The sequence below is a fragment of the Archangium lipolyticum genome (assembly GCF_024623785.1).
Classification (GTDB): Bacteria; Myxococcota; Myxococcia; order Myxococcales; family Myxococcaceae; genus Archangium; species Archangium lipolyticum.
Map to the genome: position 1 here is coordinate 202,381 of NZ_JANKBZ010000005.1, position 25,747 is coordinate 228,127.

Below are 25,747 nucleotides of genomic sequence, written 5' to 3' on the forward strand. Positions count from 1 at the left end.
GGATGAGGGGTTTACTGACACCGCTCGCACGTGACTGCGAGGTGACGATGATTCCCAGCGGCGAGCGGGTGATGGTGCCCGCGGGCACCGAGGTGCGGGTGCTCCAGACGCTCGGCGGGAACGTGACCGTGCAGGGGGACTACGGGCAGCTCATGCGCGTCGACGAGAAGGACGCGGATGCGCTGGGCGCCGACTATGTCGCGCAGAACCCGAAGCCCGCCGAGTCCGCGTCACAGGCCGTGGAGGGCGAGTTCGACGAGGAGCGCGTCTGGGAGCAGCTCCGCACGGTGTACGACCCGGAGATTCCGGTGAACATCGTGGAGCTGGGGCTGGTGTACCAGTGCAAGGCCACGCCGCTGCCGGAGGGAGGGCAGCGGGTGGAGATCCAGATGACGGTGACGGCTCCGGGATGTGGCATGGGGCCGGTGCTGGTGGACGACGTGCGGCGCAAGGTGCAGGACGTGCCCGGGGTGAAGGAGGCGAACGTCGAGCTGGTGTGGGATCCGCCCTGGGATCAGAGCCGCATGTCGGACGTGGCGCGGCTGCAGCTCGGGTGGATGTAGACCCCGGATTCCCTCCTGTGTGGGTTCCCTCTCCCTCTGGGAGAGGGCTAGGGTGAGGGTCATTCCCGAATCCTCCGTGTCCCGGATGAATCCAGGCCCGGAGAGTCCCGTCAGGAGAGCCATGCGAAAGCCAATCTGGAGCGGTCTCGTTCTCTGTTCCCTGCTCGGCTGTGCGGGGGCTTCGACTTCCACCAGCGGTGACTCCTCTCGTCCGGCGCCTCAGGCCGAGACGCCCGCGGAAACGCCCGTGGAGGCGCCTCCGGGCGAGCAGCAGTCACCGGCCGCTGTCGCCTCCACGCCCAAGGCACTGCGGGTGACGGCGTCTCCGTCTCCCAAGGACGACATCATCATCAAGGGCCTCGAGCTCCAGGGCGACACGCTGGTGGCGAGCGTGATGCACTCGGGTGGCTGCAAGGAGCACACGTACGACCTGCTCTGGAAGGGCGACTTCCAGAAGACGGCGGCGGGAGCGGCCCAGGCGGAGCTCGTGCTGGCCCACGATGCGAACGGCGATGCCTGTGAGGCGCTGCTGAACCGGACCGCGAGCTTCGACCTGGGCCCGCTGAAGCAGCGTTGGCGCGAGCAGAACAAGAGCGAGCACGGCGCCGTCGAGCTGCGCTTCACCGGCTCGCAGGCCACCGTGCGTTACGCGTTCTGAGCAAGACCCTCACCCCAGCCCTCTCCCAGAGGGAGAGGGGGCATACACGGCTACTTCTTCTCCAGGACCAGGTCCCTCGACTGGATGAGGTCCACCTGGCCCGCGAAGTGGGCGAAGTCCTCGTACTTCTTCACCGGCACCCGCGCCCGCTCCACCCGCAGCGTCTCCTCGATGGTGAGCGCACGGCCTTCCTGCTTCTCCGTGCGCGACAGCCTCCCGAATGGGCTCTCCACCTTCAGCTGCGCCTGTGGGTCCGTCAGCCGGTAGCCCTGCGGCATCGTCAGCGTCACCTGCACCCGGCTCGCATCCGTGCTCTCCAGGTACAGCGGCGTGCCGCGCGTGCTGAGCTGCACGTACTGCCTCCCCAGCATCGACGGCATGGTGATCGGCGGTAGCACCACCCTGTCCCTGTCCACCCGCGCGAAGTTCGACGCCTTGAACGCGTAGCGCACCGTGAAGGGCGCTCCTACCTCCTCCGTGCGCTCCAGCTTCAGGTCCGTCAGCTCCGCCCCTCCGAAGTAGCGGCCCACCGCGCCCTGCAGCGCCTGTCGCCGCCGGTCCCCGGAGATGGCCTCGAAGGCCTCCGCCAGTTGCGCCGCCTGGAAGCCGCTGTACACCTCCTCGCCCTTGCCCACCAGCTGCCCGTCCGTCCCCAGCTCCAGCGCCAGCTTCACCTGCTTGCCGGCCTGTTGCGTCAGCGCCGGCGTCTTCACCTTCTCCAGCGCGCGTCCCGGCTCGGGCAGCAGGTACGCGTCCCGCTCGCCCAGCGCCGTCTCGGGCAGCTCGCCAAAGGGCGCGTACCGTGTGGCGGTGTCCAGCCACACCGGCCCCGTCCCCGGCACCTCCGCCCTCAACGCCACGTACGGCAGCAGCGACTCCTCGGGGAACAGGTACTCCGCTGGATCCGCCGAGAAGGTGCGCACCACCACCACGCGCGTCGGAATCCCCAGCGCCTCCAGTCCCGCCTTCATCATCCACAGCCGGCTGCCCCGGTCCTGCGCCACCGACGCCGCCGCCGACTGCGTCAGCCCCGCGTCCCGGCCGCTGAAGCGCTTCATCACCGCCGCGTACAGCGCCTTCGCCGCCTCCAGCCCCTTCTTGTCTCCGGCCGCCTCCTTCGCGAACGCCTCCACCTCCCAGTTGATCGCTCCCCGGTCCAGGAAGGCGTCCGAGTACACCGCCACCAACCGGTCATTCCCCGTGGTGCCCGCGCCCACCGCCACGAACGGCAGGTACTCCTTGCTCGATGGCGGGCTGTCCGGCTCGGGGATGAAGGGCGGGACCCTCCTCACCTCGTAGGTGAAGATCTCCTCGTCCCCCTTCACCACCGGCGGCGGCACCTTCATGTTGTGCGCGTCCACCTTCATGCCCGTCCCCTTGGGCGCCACCACCGTGTAGGTGGCCCGGTGGTCCGGCATGTTGGCGATCTGGAAGTAGAAGTCGGACGCCTTGAAGCCCGGCTGTGCTGGCCCTCGCGACGACTCCGCCAGCAGGTACTCCACCTCCACGTAGTCCCCCACCTGCACACCCGGCAGGCTGACCGTTTCCTTGCCCTCGATGCTCTCCGGTTCCAGCACCGTCCCGTCCGCCTTGATCGTCCGCAGCGCCAGCACCTGCGCGCCCGCGGGCAGGTTCACCTCGGCGATCTCCTGCACGCCGCTCTGCTCCAGCGCTTTCTGGATGCTGTGGATGCGGGTGACCTGCGAGCCGTCCGCGTAGACCTGCGTGGCCGCCGCGTCCAGCACGTAGGCGGCGGCGCTCTCCTCGGGGCCGGGACTGGCCTCGTAGTCCTTGATGGCCTGACGGCCGTCGATGGCGTGCGCCTGCAACAGCTCCTGTCCCGTCTTCGCGCGCACCACGGTGCGGCGCAGCGACAGGTTGCTCCCGTCCAGTGCCAGGGCCTGCTCACGCAGCGCCAGCGCCCCGGCCGCGTCGCCCGCCAGCTCGCGCGTGTCCGCCAGCTTCTCCAGCGGCCTCGGGTTGCGCGGCCAGAGCGCACTGAGCGCCCGCAGCGTGGCCGCCGCCTCGTCGAAGCGGCGCAGCGCCACGTACGCGTTCGCCAGCGCCACGCCCGTGCTCACGTCTCCCGGGTTGCGCGTGAGCTGCTCCTGGTACAGCTCGGCGGTGCGGGCCATGTCTCCCCGCATCCGCGCGTGCTCGGCGGCTCGGGCGATCGCTCCCGGGCAGCCCGCCAGCGCACCCACCAACTCGTCCGCGCGGGACACCGCGTCACGGCGCCGCGCCAGCCCGTAGCGCAGCGTCTGCGCCTCGCACAGGCCGGGCTGCTGCTTCAACGCCGCCGCCAGGCTCTCCTCCACCTGGTTGTCCACTCCCAGCGCCAGCGCCGCGCGCGCCTCCAGCAGCTCCACCGGCCAGCCGGGCGTCTTCGCCGCGGCACGCGCCGTCTTGAGGGTCTCCAGCGCCGAGGCCGCCTGCCCATCGTTGAGGGTCAGCTCGGCTCGCAGCAGCAGCGCGGCCACGTCGCCCGCGTCCTTCGCCAGCGCCGTCTCCAGGTCCCTCGTCGCGCGGCCACGCGCCACCTTGGAGGGGATGGAGCGGTCCTGCGCGGCCAGCTCGGCGCGCAGCGAGAGCACGGCGGCCGTCTGCGCGGCCTTCTGCAGGCGCGTCATCAGCCGCCAGGCCCCGTCCGGATCCCTCCCCATCCCGTCACGCACCGCGATGAAGTCCCCCAGCAGCGGGCCGGCCTCGTCCGCGAGCGCGGCGGCCAGGTCCTCCGCGTCGGGGTAGACGAGCTCCGCCTCGGTCTCCCGGGGCGCCGAGCCCCACGAGGTGGGCGCCGGGCCGGTGGCCGGGGTGTAGCGGATGGCCGACGGGCGCCCGTCCACTCGGGCCAGGGCGAAGGAGACGTTGGCCGGGCGCTCGTCCTTCAGCAGCTTGATGAGGATGCGGTGCCGGCCCGCCGCGAGCTGGATGGCGCGCGCGGTCACCGTGGAGCTGGCTCGCGCGAAGGCGCGGCGCTCCACCAGGGGCGCGCCATCCACCATCACCTTGTGCGAGGAGGCGGTGACGGCGCGGACCACGTAGGCGCCCGCCTCGGCCACCTCCGCGTCCACGACCATCAGGTACACATCGCCCGTGGACGGCTCGCCCGCCACGTCCAGCCGGCTGTCCGGCGCGCGCAGGGTGCGCGGCACGAGCGGGCCGAAGGGGCCGGTGAAGGGACCCGCCAGCGAGCCGTCCTTCTCCGGCGGGGTGGGCTCGTCGAAGGCGAGCATGTGCCAGGGCGAGAAGGGCCCCAGCAGCGTGGCCGTGTCCGCCGCGCCCATGTCCTTGAGCGCGCTGGCCTGGGCGGCCCGGTCGTCCCGGATGCCGAGCACGGCCACCCGGCAGGCGCGCAACAACTGGGCGGCCTCGCCCGTGGCACCGGCCTCGAGCGCCGTCTGCGTACCCGTGAGGATGACGTCATCCAGCGCGGGAGAGATGCCCACCATGTCCAGCAGGTAGCGCGCGGAGGGCACCGCGAGCGGGTGGCGTGGCGCGCGGGTCGTCACGGCCAGCGCGGCGTCGAGCGCGCGGCGGGGCTGCGCGGCGCGGCGCGCGAGCAGGTACTGGCCATAGAGGCCGTAGGGGTCGGCCGGGTCCTTGGCCAGCGCCTCGTCGAAGCGGCCCTGGGCCGCGGCCGGGTCTCCCGTCACCAGCCACGCATGGAAGCCGGCGAGCGCCAACGTCCGCGCTTCGCCGCCACCATTGCGCGCCGCCGTGGCGGCTCTTTCGAGGACCTCGGTGGGAGAGGAGGTGTGGGCACAGCCGGCCAGGAGGCCGGCGACGAGCAGGAGCGCGGTGAGTCCGCGGGTGAGCGTGCGCATGGAGCGCACAGGGATAATTCAAAGCACCCGCTTGGGCCACATCCCTCTTCGAGGAGATGTGTCCTGGTTACTTCGAGCGCTTACCCTTGGACGGTGGGGCCGCCTTCGTGGCCGGCCGCTTGGCGGGCGCCGGGGCCACCTTCGCGGGCGCCGGGGCGGGCCTGGGGGCGGCGGCGACGGCCTCGGGCTCCACTTCCTTGCGCGAGACCTGGAAGGAGAAGTTCTCGGCGCGGCAGGTGCCCTCGATGCAGCCGAAGGAGGGCTTGGGGACGATGTCTCCGAACTCCGCCACCCACTCGGGCCCGAGGTGGAGCGGCTCGGCGATCAACCGCTTCTCGTTCTTCCTGGAGCCCGCGAAGGCCTTCAGGACGCCCTCTTCATCCACCTCCAGCCAGAGCTCCGCGGGGCTCGGAGGGGAGTCGAAGCCCAGCATGGAGCCCCGGCGCTCGCCCAGGCTCCAGTCGAGCCGGAGGGGTCCTCCCTCCCCGTTGTAGACGAGGGCCACGTAGCGGCCCGTGCTGCCCACCAGCAGCAGCGCGGCCTCCGGCTCCGGAGGCGGGCCGAAGAGCGTGGCGCGCAGGCGCGTCACGAACGTGGACTCCGGGCTCTCCGCGCTCACCCGGGCGGAGAGGCGGGCGTCATTGCCCTCGAGCCCGACCACGTCGAGCTTCGCGATGCCCACGCGCGACTGGCTGTCCTCCAGGGGTGGGAAGATGAGCGCCCGGCTCTTCGTGTCGAGCAACCGGCCGGACACCAGGAGCGAGGGCAGGTCCGACCCTTCGCCCAGGCTCGCGCTGCGCTCGTCACCCCGGGTGTCCACCTTTCCGGCCATCTGCTGCGCGGAGGGGGGGCCCAGATCCGCGGTGAGCGCGGCGCCCGGTACCATGGGCACACGCTTGTCCTGGTTGATCAGATAGAACCAGGTCAGCACCCCCATCGCCGTCAGCACCAACAGCGTGGCCACCACCTGGAGGCAGACGCGCACCGCGCGCCGCACCGCCAGCTTCAGGCGCTGCATCTTGCCGAGCTTCCCCGGCCTCACGGTGGTGTACTGGGGCGCCAGCGGCTGCAGGTCCGCGAGCAGCTCCGAGACGCTCGCGTAGCGGTCCGACGGGCTCTGCTTGATGCAGCGCGCGATGATGCCGTCCAGCCTCGGGTCCACCCCGGCCTTGCGGTGCGAGGGCGGATCGAAGCTGCCCGCGGGCAGCTCGCCCACGAGCATCTCGTAGAAGATGAGACCCAGCGCGAAGATGTCCGCGCGCTCGTCGGCGTTCTTGGCGTCCACCTTCTGCTCGGGCGCCATATAGGACAGCGTCCCCATGGCCACGTGCGTGCTGGTGAGGGCGAAGCGCGTGCTGGTGTCCTCGAGGAAGGAGGCCAGGCCGAAGTCCGTCACCTTGGGGATGCCGCCGGCCTGATCGTCGAAGAGGATGTTCTCCGGCTTGAGGTCGCGGTGGATGACGCCCCGGCCGTGCGCGTACTCGATGGCCCGGCAGATCTGCACCATCGTCCGCACCGTCTCAAGCGGATCCTCCTGGGGCGCGCGCATCCGCTCGCGCAGGGAGGCCCCGTCCACGAACTCCATCACCAGGTAGTACGTCGACGGGGTGCTGCCCTTGTCGACGATGGAGACGATGTTGGGGTGGTGGAGCGTGGCGAGCGCCGCGGCCTCCTTCTGGAAGCGGGCGACGAAGCTCTCGTCCTGGGCGAGCTGCTGGCTGAGCAGCTTGATGGCCACGGTGCGGTTGAGGGACAGCTGGATGGCCTTGTGGACCTCTCCCATCCCTCCGCTACCGACGAGTTTCTCCAGGCGATAGCCGGGGATGAGATCCGGCGCGTGCGTCCGGCTGATGGCGGTCGAGTCGAGCGATGACAAAGCGGCGTCAGGGTAGCAGAACCCTCCGCTTCCGGGCGTACAGCCTGAGCCATATCGCTACAGGCCTGGCGAGTGCCTCTGGGGTGTTGTTTTCCACCTATACCGGACCGTTGGGGGCCGCCGCGGGGGCGGGCGGGGTGGCGATGCGTGTGGGGCTGGCTGCGTCGAAGTGCCCCTCGGCCCGTTCACGGCAGTTGTCACAGTGCTGACACCCGGCGTGCTCCGGCTCGCCGAAGTACCCGCTGATGAAGCCCCAGCGGCACCCGGTGGTCTGTCCGTAGCGCATCATCTGTTGGAGGCGCTCCCGGTCGCTCTGGTGGCGCTTCTCGTAGGCGGTGAGGTACTCGCCCAGCTCCTCGGGGCTCTCGAAGTCGCGCAGCTGCTTCAGCCCGCGTGAGCCGCGCTCGATGATGCCCGCTCCGGCCAGCTGTGCCACCAGCACCTTCACCCGGTTGGCCGGCAGGCCCGAGGCCTCCGTCAGCACCTTCAAGGACACGGGCTTGCCCCGCCGGTGGGCCCACAGCTCGCGCAGCACCGAGTAGAGCGCCTGGGACTCCTCGCGCCGGGGGTACTTGCCCCCGAGGAAGTAGACCTGGATGCGCCGGTCCTCCAACCGGTAGAGGAGCACGCCCCGCGCCGGCTCGCCGTCCCGGCCCGCGCGTCCCGCCTCCTGGTAGTAGCTCTCCAGCGAGTCCGGGAACTGCCAGTGCACCACGAAGCGGATGTCCGGCTTGTCGATGCCCAGGCCGAACGCCTTGGTGGCCACGATGAGCCGGTAGCCGTTCTCCATGAAGCGCCGCTGCACCTCCTCGCGCTCGGAGGCCTTCATCTTCCCGTGGTAGCGGCCCGCCTCGATGCCGGCGTCCTCGAGCCACTTGAACACCTCCTCGGCCTTCTTCACCGTGGCGGTGTAGATGATGCCGGTGCCCCGCTCCTCCTGGAGCAGCTTCATCACCCGCGCCCTTTTGGCCTCGGGGTTCACCGTGCGGGCCACCTCGAGGAAGAGGTTGTCGCGCCGGATGCCGGTGTCGAAGACCCGGGCGTCCTTCATCCCCAGCTGCTCGAGCACGTCCTCGCGCACCTGGGGGGTGGCCGTGGCCGTCAGCGCGAGGATGGGCGGGCGGCCGAGCTGCCGCACGGCATCGCGAATCGTGAGGAACGCCGGCCGGAAGTCGTGCCCCCACTGGGAGACGCAGTGGGCCTCGTCCACCACGAAGAGGGAGACGCCCGCCTTGCGCAGTGCCTCCAGCCGCTCCGGCTTCTCCAACTGCTCGGGCGTCACGTAGATGATCTCATGCTCGCCGCGGCGGACCTCCCGGGCCACCGCATCCGCCTCGCGCGCGGTGAGCGTGGAGTCCAGCTTCACCACGTCCACCGCCGCCTCCGAGAGCTTCTCGTGCTGGTCCTGCATCAGCGCCAGCAGCGGCGAGACGACGACGGTGGCCTTCGGCAGGAAGAGGGCGGGGAGCTGGAAGCACAGCGACTTGCCCGCGCCGGTGGGCATCACCCCCAGCACGTCCCTGCCCTCCAGCAGCGCCTCGATGATCTCCCGCTGGCCGGGCCGGAACTCCTCCACGCCGAAGCGGGACCGGGCCTCGGCCGCGAACTCCTTCCAGCGAGGCCGCTGGAACCCCTGCTCCGCGTCTGTCTCGTTCCGTTCGCCGGGAGTGCTCATGGTGAGTACATCAAGCTAGGGGACCGCCTCCTCCCCCGGGAGCCGGATTGGACTCCAGAACGGGTCAGGCTGTCAGGTGAGCAGCCGGGCGTCGGGACAGGATGCCGCGCCAGCACCAACGTACTCCCAGGAGGGCGTCCCATGTTCAGCGTCGCGGATTTGATGGAGGCCCACCACGCGCGGCTCTTCCAGCGTTGGTTGGAGCAGGTCCGGCTGCATCATGCCCCCGGTCCCCTGTCCGAGCCGGAGCTGGCGAATCACATCCCGGACTTCCTGCGGGAGGTGATCGCCGCCCTCCATCGGGAGGAAGAGGGCGAGGCGCCCAAGACGCATCGGGTGGCCCCCCTGGGGTGGGAGCACGGCGAGCAGCGCTTCCGCACGGGGTTCGATCTCTCCGCCGTCGTGCGCGAATACGGTTCCCTGCAGGACTGCATCCTCGACCTCGTGGAAGAGGCGGGGCACGGACTGATTCGCGTGGAGGAGGTCCGGATCCTCGAGCAGTGCTTCAACCGGGCCCTCGCCGATGCGGTCGCCCACTTCCTTCGTATGCACGAGCGCGAGCACCAGCTCAGCGGATCTCCAGGCCCTTGAGCTGGACCTCGCTGGCGCAGCGGAAGCCCAGCCCCGGGAAGCGGTCCGTGGGCCTGTGCGGCGTGCGCACGGTGGCGCGCAGCGTCTCCGGAGTGCCCCGGTAGAAGTCGTTGCGCACCGTCCGGTCGAGTGTCCCCACGTCCTGCGCCGCCGAGCCCGGGTAGGGCTGGAAGCGGTCCTCCACCCACTCGGCCACGTTGCCGGACATGTGCAGCACGCCAAAGGGGCTGCGGCCCTCGGCCAGGTCTTCCACCGGCACGGTGTCCGGGCGCGGGCGGCCACCATGGGCGCACCGGGTCGGGTCGAACTCGTTGCCCCACGGGTAGAGCCGTCCGTCCGTGCCTCGCGCGGCGAACTCCCACTCCGCCTCGGTGGGCAGCCGCAGGCTCCTGAAGGCGCAGTACGCATGGGCCTCGTACCAGCTCACGCCGTGCACCGGGTGCAGCTCCTTGCCCGCGGGCGGCTTCCCGTCCCTCCAGGTGAGCGGCCCGGGCCGGCCCGTCTGGTCCACGAAGCCCTGGCGCGCGCGGGCACCCTCCAGATCCTTCTCCTCCAGCAGCGTCTTCCAATACATGTCCTGCTGGTACCCGCCGGCCTCGACGAAGGCGGCGAACTCCGCGTTCGTCACGGGGGCGCGGGCGATGCGGAACGGGGGGACCGTCACCTCGTGGGCGGGCTTCTCCAGGTGGAAGGGGAAGGCGCTGCGCCTCCCTCCAAGCGAGCGGAGCGAGGACTCCTGCTCCGGCTCGAGGCCCATGCGGAAACGGCCTCCCGGAATGTCGATCAGCACGTGTGTCGGCCTCCGCGTCTACTCAATTCGGGAGATAGCACCGACGGACATGACGTTTGAAGTCCTCGGTGCTCTGGAGCGGAATGACGCGCTGCTCCCGCTAGGAGAACAGGCTCTTGTCCGTGCCCGTGCTGGGGTCGGTGGCGCAGTGCCTCGCGGCCGCCTCGAAGAGGCGCTCGGAGGAGCTGCGCTGGGTGGCGGAGTGGAAGGGGATGCTGTCGGGCTCGCGGCTCAGGGTGTCCCCGTTGCGCAGCCGAACCTGCCCGGAGGGAGCGGTGAGGCCCCGCATGATGCGGACGTACTCGGCCGGGTTGCGTTGGCAGAGCGCGTCATGCGCGGCGAGCTGCCCCGGGCTGGCGGCCTCCCGCATGACGGAGCAGAGCAGGTCCTCGCGGTGGATGCCGTGGGCGGCCAGCGAGGGCTCCAACTGCCCGGTGGCCATGCCATGCAGGTTGGACAGGAGCGAGTGGCCGTCCTCGTCTGTGTCCAGCAGGGCGGTGCGGCCGTTGAGGGAGCGGTGGCTCAGGTCCACCAGGTGCTTGCGTCCGTCGACGGAGGTCTGGCGGAAGACGTCCAGCGCCTGGGCCTTGCCGGCCGGGGAGAGCGACTGGAAGCCGGCACCGCCGAGCAGCGCGGTGAGGTGGCCGGTGGAGGTGGGGGAGGAGGGCGGCGCGGTCAGGAAGGTGTGCAGCGCCAGGGCCTGCTGCTCGGCGTCAAGGTGCTGGAAGCCGGACGCGTCCACCACCTTGCCGAGGTTCGTCTGGGCGTCAGGGCCCAGGTTGCCCCGGGCCAGCTCGTGGAGCCGTGCCTTGTCCGCGTCACCGAGCCTGTCGAGCGCGGCCTGGGGCAGGGCGGGGCCCGTGCCGCCGGTGGCCGCCGTCCCACCCACCACCGCCACTCCGCTGGCCGAGGGGCGCGAGGGGGTGGTGGTGCTGGAGCGGGCCGAGCCGTTGTCGAAGCCATCCTGGAGGGGAATGGGCTTGCGGGCCTCGGCCGGAGCCGTGGGGGAGGTGGGCTTGGGCGCGGGGGTGGGCACTCGGGGCTTGTTGCCCGGCTCGATCTTCATGGGGGGGCACCTGGGGGTGATGACCAGTCTACTGGGTCCTCCGACTTTTCGTGATGGCTCCCGGGTGCTCGCGCCCACACACCCGGGGTGCATCTCCCTCCCAATGGTCCGTGTGTTCGGCGCTGATACAGCCGGGCGAATTCCTGGAACGCCTTCGTGGGTTGCGCCTAGCATGTTCCCCTTGCCTTTCGCGGCGACGTGGCGGGGGGAACTACCCGGAGCTCCATGCCGAAAGCGTCCAGGAAGAGCCCCCACGGGAGGCGAGGCAAGGACTCCGGGGAGGAGCGGACCCGGCTGCTGCGCCGCATCGCGGAGCTCGAGGAGCGCGAGGCGCACGCCCGCCACATCATCCAGGCGGTGGGGGTCTCCATCTGGGAGGAGGACTTCTCGCGGGTGCTGGAGGCGCTACGGAGCCAGGGCATCCGGGACGTGCGCGCGCACTGCGCCGCGCATCCGGACTTCATCCACCAGGCGTTGGAGCGGGTCCGGGTGGTGAGCGTCAACGACGCCACGCTGCGGATGTTCCGTGCCTCCAGTCAGGAGGAGCTGTTCGGCTCGCTGCACCGTGTCTTCCTGCCGGAGACCCTGTCGGTGTTCACCGAAGAGCTGGCCGCGCTGCTCGAGGGCCGCCCCTTCTTGCAGGCCGAATCCGTCGTGCGGACGCTGGATGGTCAGCGCCTCGAGGTGCTCTTCAGCTTCGCCTGGGACGCGGTTGCGGGGCGGGCGGACCGGGTGCTGGTGACGCTCATGGATCTGGGCGAGCGCAAGGCCGCCGAGCGGGCCCTCCAGGAGAGCGAGGCGCGCTTCCGCAACATGGCGGACCACGCGCCGGTGATGATGTGGGTGACGGATACGCAGGGCATGTGCACCTACCTCAACCGGCAATGGTACGACTTCACCGGTCAGACGGAGGAGATGGGGCTGGGCTTCGGGTGGTTGAACGCCGTCCACCCCGAGGACGCCGGGCCCGCGCAGGCCATCTTCCTCGACGCCCATGCACGGCGCGAGCCCTTCCGGCTGGACTACCGGCTGCGTCGAGCGGACGGCGAGTACCGTTGGGCCATCGACGCGGCGGCTCCCCGCTTCGGGCCGGGCGGGGAGTTCCTCGGCTACATCGGCTCGGTCATCGACATCACCGAGCGGCGCCGGCGCGAGGAGCTGTTGAGCTTCCTGGCGGAGACGGGCACGACGCTGGCCTCCTCCCTGGACTACACGACGACGCTCTCCACCCTGGCGCGGCTCGCCGTCCCCACGCTGGCCGACTGGTGCATGGTGGACGTGGTGGAGGAGGACGGCTCGGTGCGCCGGGTGGAGGTGTCGGTGGCGGATGCCTCCGATGCCCCCCTGGCCGAGCAGGCCCGTGGCTTCCCGGCCCGGCCGGATGGTAACCCCCACCACCCCCCGACGACGGCGCTGCTCGAGGGGCGGTCGGTGTTGCTGCCGGAAATGCCCCCCGAGAGTCTCCCCTCGCATGCGCACGGCGAGGCGCATGCCCGGATGATGGCCGCCGTCCGCCCCGTGTCCCTGATGGCCGTCCCCCTGGTGGCCCGTGGGCGCACCCTGGGCGTCCTCACCTTCATCTTCACCGTGCGCTCCGGGCGGCGCTACGGCGCGGTGGAGCTCGCGACCGCGGAGGATCTCGCCCGGCGTGCCGCGCTCTCGCTGGACAACGCACGGCTCTACCGGGATGCACAGCGCGCGGTGCGGCTGCGCGACGAGTTCCTCTCCGTCGCCAGCCACGAGCTGAAGACGCCCCTCACGCCCCTGGCGCTCAAGCTGCAACTGCTCGTGCGCGAGGTCAGGGCGCAGCGCGACTCACCCATCTTCCAGCGCATGCTCGGGCACCTGGAGGTGAGCCTCCGTCAGGTGCGCAAGCTGGCGGAGTTGGTGGAGGGCCTGCTGGATGTGACGCGCATCAGCTCGGGCCAGCTTCGCATCGAGGCAGAGGTGGTGGACCTGGCCGCGCTGGTGCGCGAGGTCGTCTCCCGCTTCCAGTCACAGGCGGAGCGCGCGGGCTGCTCCGTCACATTGGAGGTGGATGGGTCGGTGGTGGGCCAGTGGGATCGGCTGCGGCTGGAGCAGGTGGTCTCCAACCTGCTCTCCAACGCCATCAAATATGGAGCGGGCCGCCCCGTGTCCCTCCGCGTCCAGACCGCTGGGACCCAGGCCCGCCTGGTGGTGCGGGACCACGGCATCGGCATCGAGCCGCACATGCTGCCCCGCATCTTCCACAAGTTCGAGCGGGGCGTGTCGGAGCGGCACTATGGCGGGCTGGGGCTGGGGCTCTTCGTGACGCAGCAGATCCTCCAGGCCCTGGAGGGGACGATCTCCGCCGAGAGCACTCCCGGCCAGGGCGCGACCTTCACCGTGGAACTGCCCCTGCCGCGGACGCCCGGCGCGCCCTGAACGCTCGCCCGCTCGCCCAGGGGACGGCCAGCCGCTGGCGGCACACCGGACCTTCGAAAACGACGAGGGCGCCCCCTTCGCGGGGAGCGCCCTCACCGAAGCTTCGAGACGAAGCGGAAGGACTACTTGGTCTCGGCGGCGGTCTCGGCCTTCTTCTCGGCCTTCTTGGAGGCCTTCTTCTCGGCCTTCTTGGCCTCCGGCTTCGCCTCGGCCTTGGCGGCCTCCGGCTTCGCCTCGGCCTTCATCTCGGCGGCAGGGGCAGCTGCGGGAGCGGCGGCGGGGGCAGCGGCGGGAGCGGCGGCCGGGGCGGCCTCGGCCTTGGCGGGCTCGGAGGCAAACGCGGTGACGGAGGCGGACAGGACGATGGCGGCGAAGAGGTTCTTCATGGTGGAATTCTCCGGGCAGCAACGAAACGTCGCGTCATTGCGGCGTTGCGATTCCGATACGGAGCACTCGCCGTGCCACCGTTCGTTCAGAGGGAAGCACTCACCGGACTGCGGAGATTCTCCCCATGGCGCCTGCCCGGCCTGGGGGCACCCTCCCCAGAAACCTTCGCCGGTCTTTGACGACACGCCGCGTCTTGAGGATGCTCCCATGTCAGCCGGTGACGGTAGAGCCCGGTCTGGCCCGGACGTGCATGGCGCGCGTGCGGAGGACGGGAGCGAAGGTATGCGGTACCTCTTCATCGCGGTGTGGATGGGTGGGTTGTGGGTAGGGTGCGCGACCCCTCAGGTACGCTCCCAGCCTCTGCTGTCGGTGGAGGTGGAGCGATGGCAGGCACGGTATCAGGAGGAGCGAGCGCGCGCGGAGGAGCTGGCGATGCGGCTCGCCCGGGTGGAGAGCGCACTGGAGGTGGTCGCTCAGGAGCGGGCCGAGGCCGCGCAGCTCAACCGCCTGTTGGAGGAGGAGCTGGGCCGCGCGACGGCGGAGCGGCACTCGCTGGCGGAGCACAACGCGCAGCTGGTGACGCGGCAGCGCGAGCTGACGGCGCTCCAGGAGGAGCTGGAGGACGTGTGGTACCAGGCGGCGCTCTCGCGGGCGAAGCGGCGCAGTCAGCCGCAGCAGGGCGCGCCGGCTCCTCCCGCGCAGCCACCGCCACAGCCGCAGCAGTCAGCCGCTGACGCCACCCCGTGAGTACCCGCGCATCCATTCGCGGCTACCGTGTCGGCTTCCTGTTCGCGGTGATGCTGCTGTCGGGGGTGGCCGCCTTCACGCTGTGGACGGAGGTGCGCACCAGCCATCAGGTGGCCGAGCGCGTCCAGGAGGCGATGGACCGGGCCGGTCTCATCGGCCGCATCCGGGTGGATGCCCTGTCGCTGGAGTCCGCCATCGAGGCCCACATCCGCGCCACGGATGACCAGCAGCGCCGGGACGCGGACGAGGTGATGGAGGACATCCTCGAGGACATCCGCGAGGCCACCAAGGCCTACACGCGCAACCTGCCCAGGGACGACACGCTCGTGGTGTGGCAGCGCTTCAACATGGCCTGTACGCGGCTGGCCGAGCAGGTGCGGGCCGCGGCGGGTTTCTCCCATCGCCAGGAGTCCGAGCAGGCCCGGCACCATCTGGTGGAGCAGGTGCGTCCGCTGGCCGAGGAGATCGACGGCCTGGCGGGGCAGCTCGCGCGGGAGAACGCGGACGAGGCGCGGCTGCTGCTGGCGCACCTGGCCTCGCTGCGCGTGCGCAACCTCGCGTACGGCGGGCTGGTGACGCTGCTGGCGGTGCTCGTGTCGCTGGCGGTGGGCTGGCAGATCACCTCCGTGCTCAGGCGCCAGGAGCGCACCATCCAGGAGCAGATGGAGGAGCTGGACCGGCGCAACCAGGAGTTGGATGCCTTCACCCGGCGCGTGGCGCACGACCTGATGGGGCCGCTGTCGCCGCTCAAGGGTTACCTGACGCTGCTGCGCCGCTCGGGGGCGGTGAAGGAGCCGCAGGCGCTGGAGCTCATCTCGCTGTGCGAGTCCAGCGCGGTGCGCATGGGCGAGCTCATCGAGGCGCTGCTGCGCTTCTGCCGCGCCGGCACCCGGGGCGAGCCGACGGTAGGCGAGCTGGATACCGCCGTCACCACACTGCTGTTGGAGGTGAGCCAGACGGCCGCCGCGCAGGGCGTGGCGCTGGAGCGCGAGCTGGAGTCCGGTGTGAAGGTGTCGTGCCCCTCGCAGCTGTTGCAGCTCATCGCGCAGAACCTGCTGTCCAACGCGGTGAAGTACACGGCGGGCCAGCCCGATGCGCGCGTCCGCGTGAAGGTGGCACGCGAGGGCGGCGAGGCGGTGCTGGAGGTGGTCGACAACGGCATCGGCATGAGCGCGGAGACGCAGGCGAAGCTCTTCCAGCCCTTCTTCCGGGCCCCGGAGGCCCGCGGCCGTCCCGGGCACGGGCTCGGTCTGGCCACCACCAAACGGCTGGTGGATGCCCATGGCGGCACGCTGTTGGTGCGTTCGGAGCCGGGCTCGGGTACACGCGTCATGGTCCGCTTCCCCCTCGCGGACGCGGTCGCGCCCCCTGTTCGCGGAGTCGGTACATGAGCCCTGCCCGCATCCTCGTCGTCGATGATGATCCCCACGCACGGGACTTGTTGAAGCGCCTGCTCGGCATGCTGGGCGAGGTGAACCAGGCCGCGGATCCGAAGGAGGCCACCGCGCGCCTCGCGGAGGATGGGCCGTTCGACCTCGTCCTCACCGACATGGCCATGCCCAACGCGGGCGATGGGCTCACCGTACTGCACGAGGTCCGCGCGCAGCTGCCGGACACGCCCGTCATCGTCGTGACGGCCTTTGGCAACATCGAGGGCGCGCTGGACAGCATCCAGCAGGGCGCCTTCGACTACCTGTCCAAGCCCTTCGACGTCGACGCCATCGTGCGCGTCGCCCGGCGGGCCCTGGAGCAGAAGCGGCTGGTGGAGGAGAACCGCTCGCTGCGCAAGCAGGTGGAGCGCGGCGCCATGGTGGGCCGCAGCCCGGCCCTGCTCGAGGTGTACAAGCAGGTGGCCCGCGCGGCCGCCACCTCGGTGCCGGTGCTCATCACCGGAGAGACGGGCACGGGCAAGGAGATGGTGGCCCGCGCGCTGCACCGGCGCTCGCCCCGCTCCCAGGGCGCGTTCATCCCCGTGGACTGTGGCGCCATCGCCGAGTCCCTCATGGAGAGCGAGCTGTTCGGCCATGCCCGCGGCTCGTTCACCGGGGCCGCTGGCGCCCGCCGCGGTCTCTTCGAGGAGGCCCATGGTGGCACGCTGTTCCTCGATGAGATTGGTGATGTCGGGCCCAAGGTGCAGGCGCAGTTGCTGCGCGCGCTCCAGGAGGGGGAGATCCGCCGCGTCGGCGAGAGCGCCCCGGTGAAGGTGGACGTCCGCGTCGTGGCCGCGACCAACAAGGACTTGAAGGAGCGTGTCGCCGAGGGACTGTTTCGCGAGGATCTGCTCTACCGGTTGGACGTGGTGCACCTGCACCTGCCTCCCCTGCGCGAGCGCCGCGAGGACATCCCGGCCCTGGTCGAGCACTTCGCCTCGTTGCACGCACGGGGGGGCGTGGCTCCCGTGGTGACGAGTGACGTCATGACGCGGCTCACCGCGTACGACTGGCCCGGCAATGTCCGGCAGTTGGAGAACGTGGTGGCCCGGGCGCTCGCGCTGAATGTGACCGGCGTGCTGGGGCCGCAGGATTTCCCCGAGCCCATCGGCGACGGGCCGAAGAAGCTGAGCGGGCTTGCCGGGGACATGCCGAGCCTCGCCGAGCTGTCACGGCGTTATGCGGCCCATGTGCTCCAGCATGTGGGCGGCAACAAGAGCGAGGCCGCGCGACTGCTCGATGTGGACAGGAAGACGCTCTACAAGTTGCTCGAGGCCCACGAGCCGGCGGAGTAGGGCTCGGGTTGGAGCACGGACGGGTACCCTCACCCCGTCCCTCTCCCGGAGGGAGAGGGGTGGTGGGTGGGACTCAGCTCAATACGGAGATGGTGACCCGGCGGTGGTGCGGGGCCGTCCGGTGCTCCCACACGTAGATTCCCTGCCATGTCCCCAGGCTCGCGTGTCCTCCCTGGATGGGCACGCTCAGCGAGTTCTGCGTCAGCACCGTCCGGATGTGCGCCGGCATGTCGTCCGGTCCCTCCGCGTCGTGACGGAAGAGCGGGTCTCCGTCCTTCACCAGCCTCGAGAAGAAGGCCTCCAGGTCCTTTCGCACGTCCGGATCCGCGTTCTCGCACAGCAGCAGTGACGCGCTCGTGTGGTGCAGGAAGACCGTGCACAGGCCTTCCGTCGCTCCACTCTCCGCCACCGCCCGCTGCACCTCGTCCGTGATGTCGTGGAAGCCCCGGCCCCACGTCGCCACCGTCAGTTGTTTCGCGTGGTACATGGCTCGACTCCTCGGGTCCGGGGTTGACCCTCACCCTGGCCCTCTCCCAGAGGGAGAGGGGATTGCTTCGCTCACAGACGGTCGTGCAGGAACTCCGCCATCCGCTCCAGCACTTCCGGCGCGATGGTGTGCGGCCCGTTGAAGGGCACGAGCTCCACCGACAGCCCCGCGTCCGTCAGCAGCTTGTTCAGCCGCTCCGCCTGGTGGAACGCCAGGATGTCGTCGTAGCGCCCGTGGCTCTGCAGCACCGGCAGCCCCTTGCGCTTCTCCGCCCGCTGCTTCCACTCCGCCTGGCAGATCAGCGTCCCCGACAGGATGCACAACCCCGCCGGTGCCTCCTCCAGCCGCAGCGCCACGTCCGTCGTCACCATCCCGCCCTGGCTGAAGCCCCCCAGGACGATCCGCCCGTAGGGCAGCTTCGTCGCCGCTGACAGCGCCGACAGCAGGCTCATCAGCCCTCGCCTCGCCTGCGCCAGCCCCTCGGGCGTCGAGACCGCGAACAGGTCCCAGTCCCGCTCCCGCCCCATCAGCACCTCCTGGGGCAGGTGGAACCACGCCCGAGCGAATGGCATCCCCATCACCCCGAGCGACAGCGGCGCCGCCGGAAACACGAACCGCACCTTCGGCGCCAGCTCCGGCTTCAGCTCCACCAGCTCCTGGGCCAGCGGCACCAGGTCCGTCGCCGGCGCCCCGAAGCCGTGGCACAGCACCACCGCCAGCTCCGGGGCCGCTCCCTCGGGAATCGCGTCGAGCACCTGGCAGTCCAGCTCGCCCAGGCGCGTGCTCACCCTTCGCATCGTTGGCTCCACTACTGCGGCTGCTCGTCGCTGAGCGACACCTTCTTGAGCACCACTTCCTTCACCGGCCGGTTCGCCTGGGCCGTCGGCACCGTGGAGATCTTCTCCACCACGTCGTAGCCCTTCACCACCTCTCCGAAGATGGTGTGCCGGTTGTTCAGGTGCTGCGGCGTCGACACCGTGATGAAGAACTGGCTCCCATTCGTCTCCGGACCCCGGTTCGCCATCGCCAGCAGGCCCGGCTTGTCGAACGACCGGCCACTCTGGAACTCGTCCTCGAAGTTGTAGCCCGGCGTGCCCGAGCCCATGCCCAGCGGATCTCCGCCTTGGATCATGAAGCCCGGGATGACCCGGTGGAAGATGACGTTCTGGTACAGCGGCGTGCCCTGCTTCACCTCGCCCGACTTCGGGTCCTTCCACGTCTGCTCACCGGTCGCCAGTCCCACGAAGTTCGCCACCGTGAGCGGTGCGTCCTTCGAGAAGAGCTTCACCACGATGTTGCCCTCGCTCGTCTCGAAGGTGGCGAACATCTCCTGACCCGCCAGCGCCTTCTTCTGCCAGGGCCCGGGGTTCTCCGCCGGAGGCCGGCTGCGGGGCGCGGCGCTGGCGCCGTGGGGCGCCTTCTGCTCGGCGGCCTGGGTGCCCGTGTTGCTCGGAGCGGTCTGCGTCGCCTGGGGCGTCGTGCCCGTGGTGGCCTTGCCCTCGGCCTGCTTGTCCTTGTCCTTGGAGCAGGCGGCCAGGGAGAGAACGAGGAGTCCAATCTTCAGCATTCGGGTGCGCATGGGGCGGGCATCCTACAGAGCGAATGAAGGCTCGCAACCCGAGCGAGCGGAGAATGATGCGGGCTGAACTGCTGTTCAGAAGCTCGCACGCCTGCCCGGAGCGTTCAGTCCCGCACCTTCGGTGCCTCACGGGAGGTCGGAAGGGAACCGTAGAATCCTGGGAATCGTCAGCTCTCCAGGCCCTCGCGCGACGAGAGCCGGGGGTGCTCCTTCTGGAGGAAGCAATGGCCACCGTCATCAAGGATGTCGTCGTTCTGCTGCCGGGTCTTCTCGGCAGCGTGCTGGAGCGGGGCGGGAAGGAGATCTGGGGCCTGTCGGGTGGAGCGTTCCTTCGCGCGCTGGTGAGCCGCGGTGGCAGCGTGGAGTCGCTCGAGCTGAAGTCCGACAGTGGCGGCGAGTTCGCCGATGACGGCGTGAGGGCGACGAAGCTCATCCCCGATGTGCAGCTGCTGCCCGGCTTCTGGAAGATCGACGGCTACACCCAGGTGGCCCGCACGCTGGAGAGCCGGCTCAACCTCATCCCCGGCGCCAACTTCTTCACGTTCCCCTATGACTGGCGGCGCGACATCCGCATCACCGCGAAGCGGCTCGCCCACGAGGCCCAGGGCTGGCTCTACCAGTGGCGCAAGTCCCGCGGCGGTTCCCCCGACGCGCGCCTCATCCTCGTGGGGCACTCCATGGGAGGCCTCGTCGCGCGCTACTTCCTCGAGTGCCTCGGTGGCTGGGAGGACACCCGCGCCCTCATCACCTTCGGCACGCCCCACCGCGGCTCGCTCATGGCCCTGCAGGCGCTCTCGCTGGGGTTCCGCAAGGACTTCGGGCCGTTCAAGCTCCTGGACCTGTCCGCGATGGTGCGCTCGCTGCCCTCGGCGTACCAGTTGCTGCCCATCTACCCGTGCGTGCAGATGCCGGATGGGAGCCTCGCCCGGCCGGGTGAGGCGAAGGGCATCCCCAACCTCGACCCGGTCCGGGCCGCGGCGGGGCTCGCCTTCCAGCGGGAGATCCTCGCCGCCGTGGAGTCCAACTCCAAGAGTTCCAAGTACCTCGAGCGCGGCTACTCCCTGCACCCCGTGGTGGGCACCTTCCAGCCCACGCTGCAGGGCGCGAAGCTGGGACCCAAGGGGCTGGAGATGCTCTACACCCTGCCGGGTGGCCAGGACCTGGGCGGAGACAGCACCGTGCCGCACGTGTCCGCCATGCCGGTGGAGGAGCGCGCCCACGCGAGCGCCATGTTCAACTCCACGTCTCACGCCTCGCTGCAGAATGCCTTCGAGGTGCTCGCCCATGTGGAGGGTGTGCTCAAGGGCCAGCGGATCGACCTGAACGCGTTCCGCTCGTCCTCGGGTATGTCGCTGACACCCCGGAGCCTCTCGTTGTTCATCGAGGACGCGTACGCGCACGACGAGCCCGTGACGGTGCGTGTGCGGCCCTCGGAGGAGCCGGTCTCGCTCAAGGCCTTCGTGACGAACGCGGACACGCAGCAGTCGTTCCAGGTGGAGCTGAAGCCCGGGAAGGATGGCCTGCACGAGGGGACGCTGCCTGCACTGCCGCCGGGCATGTACCGCGTCATCGTGAAGGGCGGACCCGAGGTCATTCCCGTGGCCAACGTCTTCGCCGTCTTCCCGGGTGAGAGTGAGCTGTCCAAGCCTGGGACGGGCGGGGGCGACGAGCGCTCTCCCCGGCGTTCCTGGCCGCCCGTGACGAGCGCGCAGCCGTTGATGTCCGATCCTTCCCTGGACGAGTTCCTGCCAGACCTGAAGTCCTGGGTCGTTCCAGTGGCCGGGGAGCGTGATCGCTCGGACGACACCCCCTGGACTCCCATGTCCTTGTCCGCGCCACGAGACGAGGGACAGACCATCGTCCGCCATCCCGCGGTGAAGCCGCTGGATCCCGCGCGTCCGGGGCAGCTCCTTCGGTTGTCGGTGGACCTGCTGCTGGGCCCGTTGGATCCGGACACGGAGTCCGCGGGCCTCACCGTCTCCAATCTCCCCGCGGACTGGAGGGAGCTGCCCATCAAGGTCCGCCTGCTGTGCTCGGAGCTGACGTTCGAGCCGGGGAGTGACACGGGCGTGGTGATGGTGCAGCGCAACAAGAAGTCGATCGCCACCACGCTGTCCGGCACCGTGAATCCGAACGCGGACGGAGAGCTCACCGTCGTGGCCACCTTCGAGTACGGGGGACGCTTCTGCGGCGCGGCCCGCCGGGTCATCCCGATCGAGCCCGGTGGAGCCGGTCTGCCGGGACCGTCCACCTCCACGTCCTCCTCGGGAGCGGCCTCGCGCGGTGGGGAGCAGGACCTCAAGGGACGAAGCTCGTTCGCCATCGAAGTGGATGCCGAGAAGCCCCACCTGACGGTGCAGATCCACCGTCTGGACAAGAGCAACCCGCGGCGCTTGTACTGGATGCTCCAGGTCCCGGTGGACTGCGAGGAGCTGCCGTCCCGGCTCTCGGGCGAGGTGGATCTGGGCTCGGATCCGGCGGCCCTCTTCCAGAGCGTGGCCAACGCCGCCCGCGAGCAGCGGCCCGGCGAGCACTACGATTGGTTCCTCGGGCTCGGGAAGCTGCTCTATGAGCGGACGCCGGCCGCCTTCCAGGAGACGTTTCGCGCGCTGCGCCGGCAGTACGGCAAGGGTTTCCCCATCCAGTTCATCACCGATGACCCGTATGTTCCCTGGGAGCTGATGGCGCCCTCGGACGTGCCGGAGGCGGGGTTGCTGTGCGTGCAGCACCCGGTGGCGCGCTGGTTCCTCGACTACCAGACGTCGCTGACGGCGCGCCTGCCAAAGGGGGAGATCCTCACCATCGCTCCGGATTACCAGTACCACTCGCATCTGGCTCCGTTGCCCGGGGCGCAGGAGGAGTCACGGCAGCTCATGGAGGACTTCAATGCGATCCGTGTACCTGGTAGCCGCAAGCGGGTGCTGAGCGTGCTGAAGGAAGGCCAGTTCAACGCCGTGGGACTGCTGCACTTCGCCGGGCACGGCAAGTACAGCGGGAACGCGGTGACGCCCTCCTGTATCTACCTGGAGGACGGCAAGCTGGAGACGCTCGAGATCCGCAATCCCCAGGTGGTGCTCGGGCGCAAGTTCCGGCCGCTCGTCCTCTTCAATGCCTGTGAGGTGGGAGCGGCCACGGACATGCTGGGCGGTGTGGGCGGGTGGGCCGAGGCCTTCGTGAGTGAGCGCTTCTCCGGCTTCATCGCGCCGCTCTGGCCCGTGCAGGACGCGCACGCGCGAGCCGTGGCGGCGAAACTGGTGAAGCATTGGAAGAACGGGATGACCATGGGCGAGGCGCTCCGGAGCCTGCGTGAGGAGGAGGCGCACGAGTCCCCCACGTATCTCTCCTACGTCTTCGTGGGGGACGTGATGGCGCGGCTGCCGCAGGTGGCCGTGGCGGGTGCCGCGGGTGTGGCCGCGGCGTGAGGCGCGGCCGTGCTCACGCGAGACTGACCTTGACGGCCGTGGTGCTGGTGCTGCTCTCGGGTTGTGGCACCACCACTCACGCCGTGCATCTGGACTCGGGACACGGCAGGCCGTTCGTCCATGTTTCACGAGGTGGCCAGGAATCCGTGAGGCTTCGAGAGGGCGAGCTCGAGGCCGCGCTGGCGGAGCTGGTCCGGGACGTGCGGCCTGAGGCGCGCCCACTGCGACACGCCCGGGAGTTGATGTTCGAGTCCTGGCGGCAGGATGTGTATCTGGAGTGGATGGGGCGGAGCCTGGTTCCCGGTTTCCCGGAAGCGCGCGGGCCCTCACTGGACTCGACCGGGGCGGATGCGCTGACGAGTGGTTACGGACGCTGGTGCCGTCAGCGTGGGCATCACCGGGGGGACTGCCTTTCGCTGCTGAAGGATAACCCCACGTTCGATGTGGATGGGCGGTACACGCTGGCGATGGCCATCGCCACGGACGTGGTGTGGAACGAGGCGAAGGCCGCGCTGGCGGAACTGGCGGACCCGGAGGCGGTGCGCGCGACGATCGTTTCCGCCATGACCATGTACATGATGCTCTGGGTACTGCCGGAGCCAGTTTCGAAGACCCTCGCGGCTACGTTGACGGCCGGGCTCATCGCCTACCTGGGCATCGACACGGTGCGGGGTCTCATTGGGGGCTGGGTAAGGCTCGTGGGGGATGTGGACCGGGCCACGACCTTCGAGGAACTGCGGGATGCAGGCGAGCGGTACGGCAAGGTGATGGGGCGGCACGCGGCACGGGCCTTCGTGCTGCTGGCGACGGCGGCCATTGGAAACACGACGGGACTGGCGACGAAGGGACCGGGGTTGCCCGGCTACTCTCAGGCCGCGGTGCTGGCGGAGACACAGGCGGGCTTCCGGATGGCGGCGCTGGGCGAGGTGCGTTCCGTCGCCGTGTCCGCCGAGGGCTCCTTCACCATCGCGTTCGCGCCACATGCGGTTGCCATGACAGCCCAGGGACCGGGCTCGCGTGCGGGCTCGAGCTCCCAGGGCAGCTTGACGGGGCGACCTACCCGGCCCGAGCCCAATGATGACGATCCGGTCAACATCAAGGCGATTGAACGGAAGAATGAATCGGCACGGATTCTCGCGGACAACGGCTACCATGTGGAGCAGAATCCCGTGCCCAAGCCCAACGGCAAGAAGCCAGATTACAAGGTGGACGGGGAGTATTATGACTGCTACGCGCCGACTTCTTCACGTGCTCGTAATATCGCCGACCACATCTGGAAGTTCAAAGTCGAACCCGGACAAGCAGAGCGCATCATCCTCAACCTCGATGACAGTGGCGTCGCGCTTGGCCTCATGAGGAAACAACTCGAGGACTGGCCGATTCCTGGATTGAAGGCGGTGCTCGTTATCAGGGGCGGGAAAGTCATACGGCTTTTCCCGTGATGCCATTACAGCGGAAGGGCTCGTCATGGGGTTGGAGTATGGTCTTGAGCTATCCACGGATTTGGGGCCCACCCAGGCGCTGCGACTGCTCGCGGAACGACTCGGTCTGCCATGGGGTAACGAAAGGTCATTGCGAGGTTCCGCTCTTTGGATTGATTTATCGGAACCCTCGAATACCGGGCGTGAGATCATCGAGGAAGGGTTTCACTTCAGGCCCGATGTGCTCGTGATCTTCCGGCTCGACTCCAATAGCGACCAGTACGAAGAAGGTCACCGGGTCATGCTGCGTGCGACGATGCTCCTGCTGGAGCACGGCCGGGACGGGGTCCTGCTCTTCAACGGAGAGCGCATCATCCTTCAACGACTCGCGGGCGAGTTGGTGTTGAACGCGGACTATGGGAACTGGACGAAGGGACTCCAATTGGAGAACGAAATCCAGCTCCCTCATGAGAAGCGCCCCCTGCCCTCACCCCTGCTGTAGCCCTCGCGGCGGCGACTCCAGCGCGAGGGCCACCATCGTCTCGGTGATGTCGCCCGGGTAGTAGTTGGAGAAGCCGGGCAGGCCCGTGAGGGCGGCCTCGGCGTGGTCCATGTCGTCCAGCCGCACCACGCGCGAGCCCGGCACCTCCGCGTCCACCGCGTTCACCAGCCCGTCGCACGCCCAGCCGTAGCGCTCGTTCACGTAGGCGCACAGCGGCCTCATCAACGAGCGCCGCGACAGCCTCGATGTCGCCAGCGCCACCGTGGGCACGTCCGCCGGGTAGGGGTGGCGCCGCACGAACTCCATCCGCTTCGCGTACGACAGGTCCTCCACCGAGGCCGCGTCCCCTTGGAAGATCGAGGGAAACGTCACGTCCAGCAGCCGCCGCAGCGACGGTGCCGCCACCAGGTCGTTGGCGATGACCGAGCCACCGAAGGGCGCTTGCAACGCCACCATCGCGCGGACGTGCCGGCGCAGCTCCGGGTAGAGCGCCAGCGTGCTCATCGCCTCCACACCCCCCTTGCTGTGCCCCACCAGTACCACCGTGCGGCCGAAGTGGATGGCGTCCAGCAGCGCGTCGCGCACCACCTCCACGTTGTCCGTGAGCCGCCCCTCGGTGTCCACCGCCACCTCGCGCGTCTCCAGGCCCCGCTTCTCCAGGCGCCGCTGGTTGTCCTCCAGGTAGCCGGGCACCTCGTCCCCCAGCATCCCCTTCACCAGCAGGTACAGGTGGCGCCTGGCCTCGTCCGGCAGCACCGGCTCGCCCTCGCGCACGCGCCGGTGCACCTCGCGGAAGCGGGCCGTCACGTCCGTGGGCGGCGCCGTCTCCGCCTTGAACCAGCCGGCCATTCCCGCGCAGCCCGGGCCGTACTCGCGCCGGGCCTCGGGCAGTCCTCGCAGCGAGCGCAGCAGCCGGGCCACCGCGCCCGTCTCGGGCGTCCGGAGGGTGTTGGGGGCGGGGTTCTCCCCCTCGGGTGGGGGAGGGGGGGCGACGGGAATGAAGTCCTTCCGAGCCATACGGCCCC

20 protein-coding genes are annotated in these 25,747 nt (G+C 69.8%); 10 read left to right on the forward strand and 10 right to left on the reverse strand.

The annotated features are described in order from the left end of the window. Window positions 1-2: 2 nt before the first annotated feature. On the forward strand, window positions 3-563 hold the full coding sequence (gene sufT, locus NR810_RS13730; RefSeq protein WP_257452597.1) for a putative Fe-S cluster assembly protein SufT: 561 nt from the start codon (window positions 3-5) through the stop codon (window positions 561-563). A gap of 121 nt (window positions 564-684) precedes the next feature. After that, window positions 685-1,221, forward strand: coding sequence for a hypothetical protein (locus NR810_RS13735; protein WP_257452598.1), 537 nt, complete (start codon window positions 685-687; stop codon window positions 1,219-1,221). A gap of 50 nt (window positions 1,222-1,271) precedes the next feature. On the opposite strand, the gene NR810_RS13740 is transcribed toward NR810_RS13735, so the two are convergent. From NR810_RS13740 to NR810_RS13750, 3 genes are all read right to left on the reverse strand, one after another. Beyond that, a complete protein-coding gene (locus NR810_RS13740; protein WP_257452600.1) occupies window positions 1,272-5,048 on the reverse strand; it encodes a DUF3857 domain-containing protein in 3,777 nt (1,258 codons plus the stop codon). A 67-nt stretch (window positions 5,049-5,115) separates the two neighbouring features. Further along, entirely contained in the window at window positions 5,116-6,924 is a 1,809-nt protein-coding gene (locus NR810_RS13745; protein WP_257452602.1) for a serine/threonine-protein kinase, read from the reverse strand. Window positions 6,925-7,021: 97 nt separating this feature from the next. Continuing rightward, on the reverse strand, window positions 7,022-8,599 hold the full coding sequence (locus tag NR810_RS13750) for a RecQ family ATP-dependent DNA helicase (protein WP_257452604.1): 1,578 nt from the start codon (window positions 8,597-8,599) through the stop codon (window positions 7,022-7,024). Window positions 8,600-8,740: 141 nt separating this feature from the next. Between NR810_RS13750 and NR810_RS13755 the strand changes: the two genes are divergently transcribed. Then, window positions 8,741-9,190, forward strand: a complete 450-nt coding sequence (locus NR810_RS13755; RefSeq protein ID WP_257452606.1) for an RsbRD N-terminal domain-containing protein — start codon at window positions 8,741-8,743, stop codon at window positions 9,188-9,190. Here the strand turns inward: NR810_RS13755 and NR810_RS13760 are convergent. Together NR810_RS13760 and NR810_RS13765 are read right to left on the reverse strand one after the other, a co-directional pair. After that, window positions 9,168-9,980 carry a formylglycine-generating enzyme family protein gene (locus tag NR810_RS13760; RefSeq protein ID WP_257452608.1) on the reverse strand — a complete coding sequence of 271 codons (813 nt, stop codon included), beginning with the start codon at window positions 9,978-9,980 and terminating at the stop codon, window positions 9,168-9,170. The genes NR810_RS13755 and NR810_RS13760 overlap by 23 nt on opposite strands. Window positions 9,981-10,080: 100 nt before the next feature. Next, the gene (locus tag NR810_RS13765; protein ID WP_257452610.1) at window positions 10,081-11,046 is read right to left on the reverse strand and encodes a hypothetical protein; all 966 of its coding nucleotides are present in this window, start codon (window positions 11,044-11,046) and stop codon (window positions 10,081-10,083) included. A 225-nt stretch (window positions 11,047-11,271) separates the two neighbouring features. Between NR810_RS13765 and NR810_RS13770 the strand changes: the two genes are divergently transcribed. Further along, complete coding sequence (locus NR810_RS13770) at window positions 11,272-13,452, forward strand: PAS domain-containing sensor histidine kinase (protein ID WP_257452612.1); 2,181 nt, start codon at window positions 11,272-11,274, stop codon at window positions 13,450-13,452. Window positions 13,453-13,574: 122 nt separating this feature from the next. Here NR810_RS13770 and NR810_RS13775 read toward each other — a convergent pair whose 3' ends face one another. Further along, complete coding sequence (locus NR810_RS13775; RefSeq protein WP_257452615.1) at window positions 13,575-13,838, reverse strand: hypothetical protein; 264 nt, start codon at window positions 13,836-13,838, stop codon at window positions 13,575-13,577. 283 nt (window positions 13,839-14,121) lie between these two features. Here NR810_RS13775 and NR810_RS13780 point away from each other — a divergent pair, with 283 nt between their 5' ends. From NR810_RS13780 to NR810_RS13790, 3 genes are read left to right on the forward strand one after another with little or no spacing between them, the layout of a single operon-like run. Next, window positions 14,122-14,586, forward strand: a complete 465-nt coding sequence (locus NR810_RS13780) for a hypothetical protein (protein ID WP_257452617.1) — start codon at window positions 14,122-14,124, stop codon at window positions 14,584-14,586. Window positions 14,587-14,636: 50 nt separating this feature from the next. Continuing rightward, window positions 14,637-15,977: an ATP-binding protein gene (locus NR810_RS13785; protein WP_407653785.1), complete on the forward strand. Its 1,341-nt coding sequence runs from the start codon at window positions 14,637-14,639 to the stop codon at window positions 15,975-15,977. Continuing rightward, window positions 15,974-17,311, forward strand: coding sequence for a sigma-54-dependent transcriptional regulator (locus NR810_RS13790; RefSeq protein WP_257452621.1), 1,338 nt, complete (start codon window positions 15,974-15,976; stop codon window positions 17,309-17,311). Before NR810_RS13785 ends, NR810_RS13790 begins: the two co-directional genes overlap by 4 nt. A 73-nt stretch (window positions 17,312-17,384) precedes the next feature. Here the strand turns inward: NR810_RS13790 and NR810_RS13795 are convergent, their stop codons facing one another. The 3 genes from NR810_RS13795 to NR810_RS13805 all read right to left on the reverse strand — a co-directional run bounded on the left by NR810_RS13795 (window position 17,385) and on the right by NR810_RS13805 (window position 19,377). Continuing rightward, window positions 17,385-17,798: a secondary thiamine-phosphate synthase enzyme YjbQ gene (locus NR810_RS13795; RefSeq protein ID WP_257452633.1), complete on the reverse strand. Its 414-nt coding sequence runs from the start codon at window positions 17,796-17,798 to the stop codon at window positions 17,385-17,387. Between the two features lie 71 nt (window positions 17,799-17,869). Continuing rightward, complete coding sequence (locus NR810_RS13800; protein WP_257452635.1) at window positions 17,870-18,595, reverse strand: alpha/beta hydrolase; 726 nt, start codon at window positions 18,593-18,595, stop codon at window positions 17,870-17,872. Between the two features lie 11 nt (window positions 18,596-18,606). Next, the gene (locus tag NR810_RS13805) at window positions 18,607-19,377 is read right to left on the reverse strand and encodes a peptidylprolyl isomerase (RefSeq protein WP_257452638.1); all 771 of its coding nucleotides are present in this window, start codon (window positions 19,375-19,377) and stop codon (window positions 18,607-18,609) included. A gap of 224 nt (window positions 19,378-19,601) precedes the next feature. Between NR810_RS13805 and NR810_RS13810 the strand changes: the two genes are divergently transcribed. Genes NR810_RS13810 through NR810_RS13820 form a run of 3 tightly spaced genes read left to right on the forward strand, consistent with a single transcriptional unit; the run spans window position 19,602 to window position 24,722 of the window. Then, window positions 19,602-22,799: a CHAT domain-containing protein gene (locus NR810_RS13810; protein WP_257452640.1), complete on the forward strand. Its 3,198-nt coding sequence runs from the start codon at window positions 19,602-19,604 to the stop codon at window positions 22,797-22,799. Between the two features lie 47 nt (window positions 22,800-22,846). Continuing rightward, complete coding sequence (sitA5, locus tag NR810_RS13815) at window positions 22,847-24,241, forward strand: SitA5 family polymorphic toxin (RefSeq protein WP_456062029.1); 1,395 nt, start codon at window positions 22,847-22,849, stop codon at window positions 24,239-24,241. Between the two features lie 25 nt (window positions 24,242-24,266). Continuing rightward, on the forward strand, window positions 24,267-24,722 hold the full coding sequence (locus NR810_RS13820; RefSeq protein WP_257452646.1) for a SitI3 family protein: 456 nt from the start codon (window positions 24,267-24,269) through the stop codon (window positions 24,720-24,722). Here NR810_RS13820 and NR810_RS13825 read toward each other — a convergent pair. Continuing rightward, the gene (locus NR810_RS13825) at window positions 24,708-25,739 is read right to left on the reverse strand and encodes an alpha/beta hydrolase family protein (protein WP_257452648.1); all 1,032 of its coding nucleotides are present in this window, start codon (window positions 25,737-25,739) and stop codon (window positions 24,708-24,710) included. The genes NR810_RS13820 and NR810_RS13825 overlap by 15 nt on opposite strands. Window positions 25,740-25,747: the final 8 nt, after the last annotated feature.

Bases quoted from the DNA above. Each gene is read 5' to 3' on its own strand.
- NR810_RS13750 (WP_257452604.1), bottom strand. From the start codon at position 8,599: ATGAGCACTCCCGGCGAACGGAACGAGACAGACGCGGAGCAGGGGTTC.
- NR810_RS13775 (WP_257452615.1), bottom strand. From the start codon at position 13,838: ATGAAGAACCTCTTCGCCGCCATCGTCCTGTCCGCCTCCGTCACCGCG.
- NR810_RS13795 (WP_257452633.1), bottom strand. From the start codon at position 17,798: ATGTACCACGCGAAACAACTGACGGTGGCGACGTGGGGCCGGGGCTTC.
- NR810_RS13785 (WP_407653785.1), top strand. From the start codon at position 14,637: ATGCTGCTGTCGGGGGTGGCCGCCTTCACGCTGTGGACGGAGGTGCGC.
- NR810_RS13790 (WP_257452621.1), top strand. From the start codon at position 15,974: ATGAGCCCTGCCCGCATCCTCGTCGTCGATGATGATCCCCACGCACGG.
- sufT (WP_257452597.1), top strand. From the start codon at position 3: ATGAGGGGTTTACTGACACCGCTCGCACGTGACTGCGAGGTGACGATG.
- NR810_RS13825 (WP_257452648.1), bottom strand. From the start codon at position 25,739: ATGGCTCGGAAGGACTTCATTCCCGTCGCCCCCCCTCCCCCACCCGAG.
- NR810_RS13820 (WP_257452646.1), top strand. From the start codon at position 24,267: ATGGGGTTGGAGTATGGTCTTGAGCTATCCACGGATTTGGGGCCCACC.
- NR810_RS13755 (WP_257452606.1), top strand. From the start codon at position 8,741: ATGTTCAGCGTCGCGGATTTGATGGAGGCCCACCACGCGCGGCTCTTC.
- NR810_RS13780 (WP_257452617.1), top strand. From the start codon at position 14,122: ATGCGGTACCTCTTCATCGCGGTGTGGATGGGTGGGTTGTGGGTAGGG.
- NR810_RS13740 (WP_257452600.1), bottom strand. From the start codon at position 5,048: ATGCGCACGCTCACCCGCGGACTCACCGCGCTCCTGCTCGTCGCCGGC.
- NR810_RS13805 (WP_257452638.1), bottom strand. From the start codon at position 19,377: ATGCGCACCCGAATGCTGAAGATTGGACTCCTCGTTCTCTCCCTGGCC.
- NR810_RS13800 (WP_257452635.1), bottom strand. From the start codon at position 18,595: ATGCGAAGGGTGAGCACGCGCCTGGGCGAGCTGGACTGCCAGGTGCTC.
- NR810_RS13810 (WP_257452640.1), top strand. From the start codon at position 19,602: ATGGCCACCGTCATCAAGGATGTCGTCGTTCTGCTGCCGGGTCTTCTC.
- NR810_RS13765 (WP_257452610.1), bottom strand. From the start codon at position 11,046: ATGAAGATCGAGCCGGGCAACAAGCCCCGAGTGCCCACCCCCGCGCCC.
- NR810_RS13770 (WP_257452612.1), top strand. From the start codon at position 11,272: ATGCCGAAAGCGTCCAGGAAGAGCCCCCACGGGAGGCGAGGCAAGGAC.
- NR810_RS13735 (WP_257452598.1), top strand. From the start codon at position 685: ATGCGAAAGCCAATCTGGAGCGGTCTCGTTCTCTGTTCCCTGCTCGGC.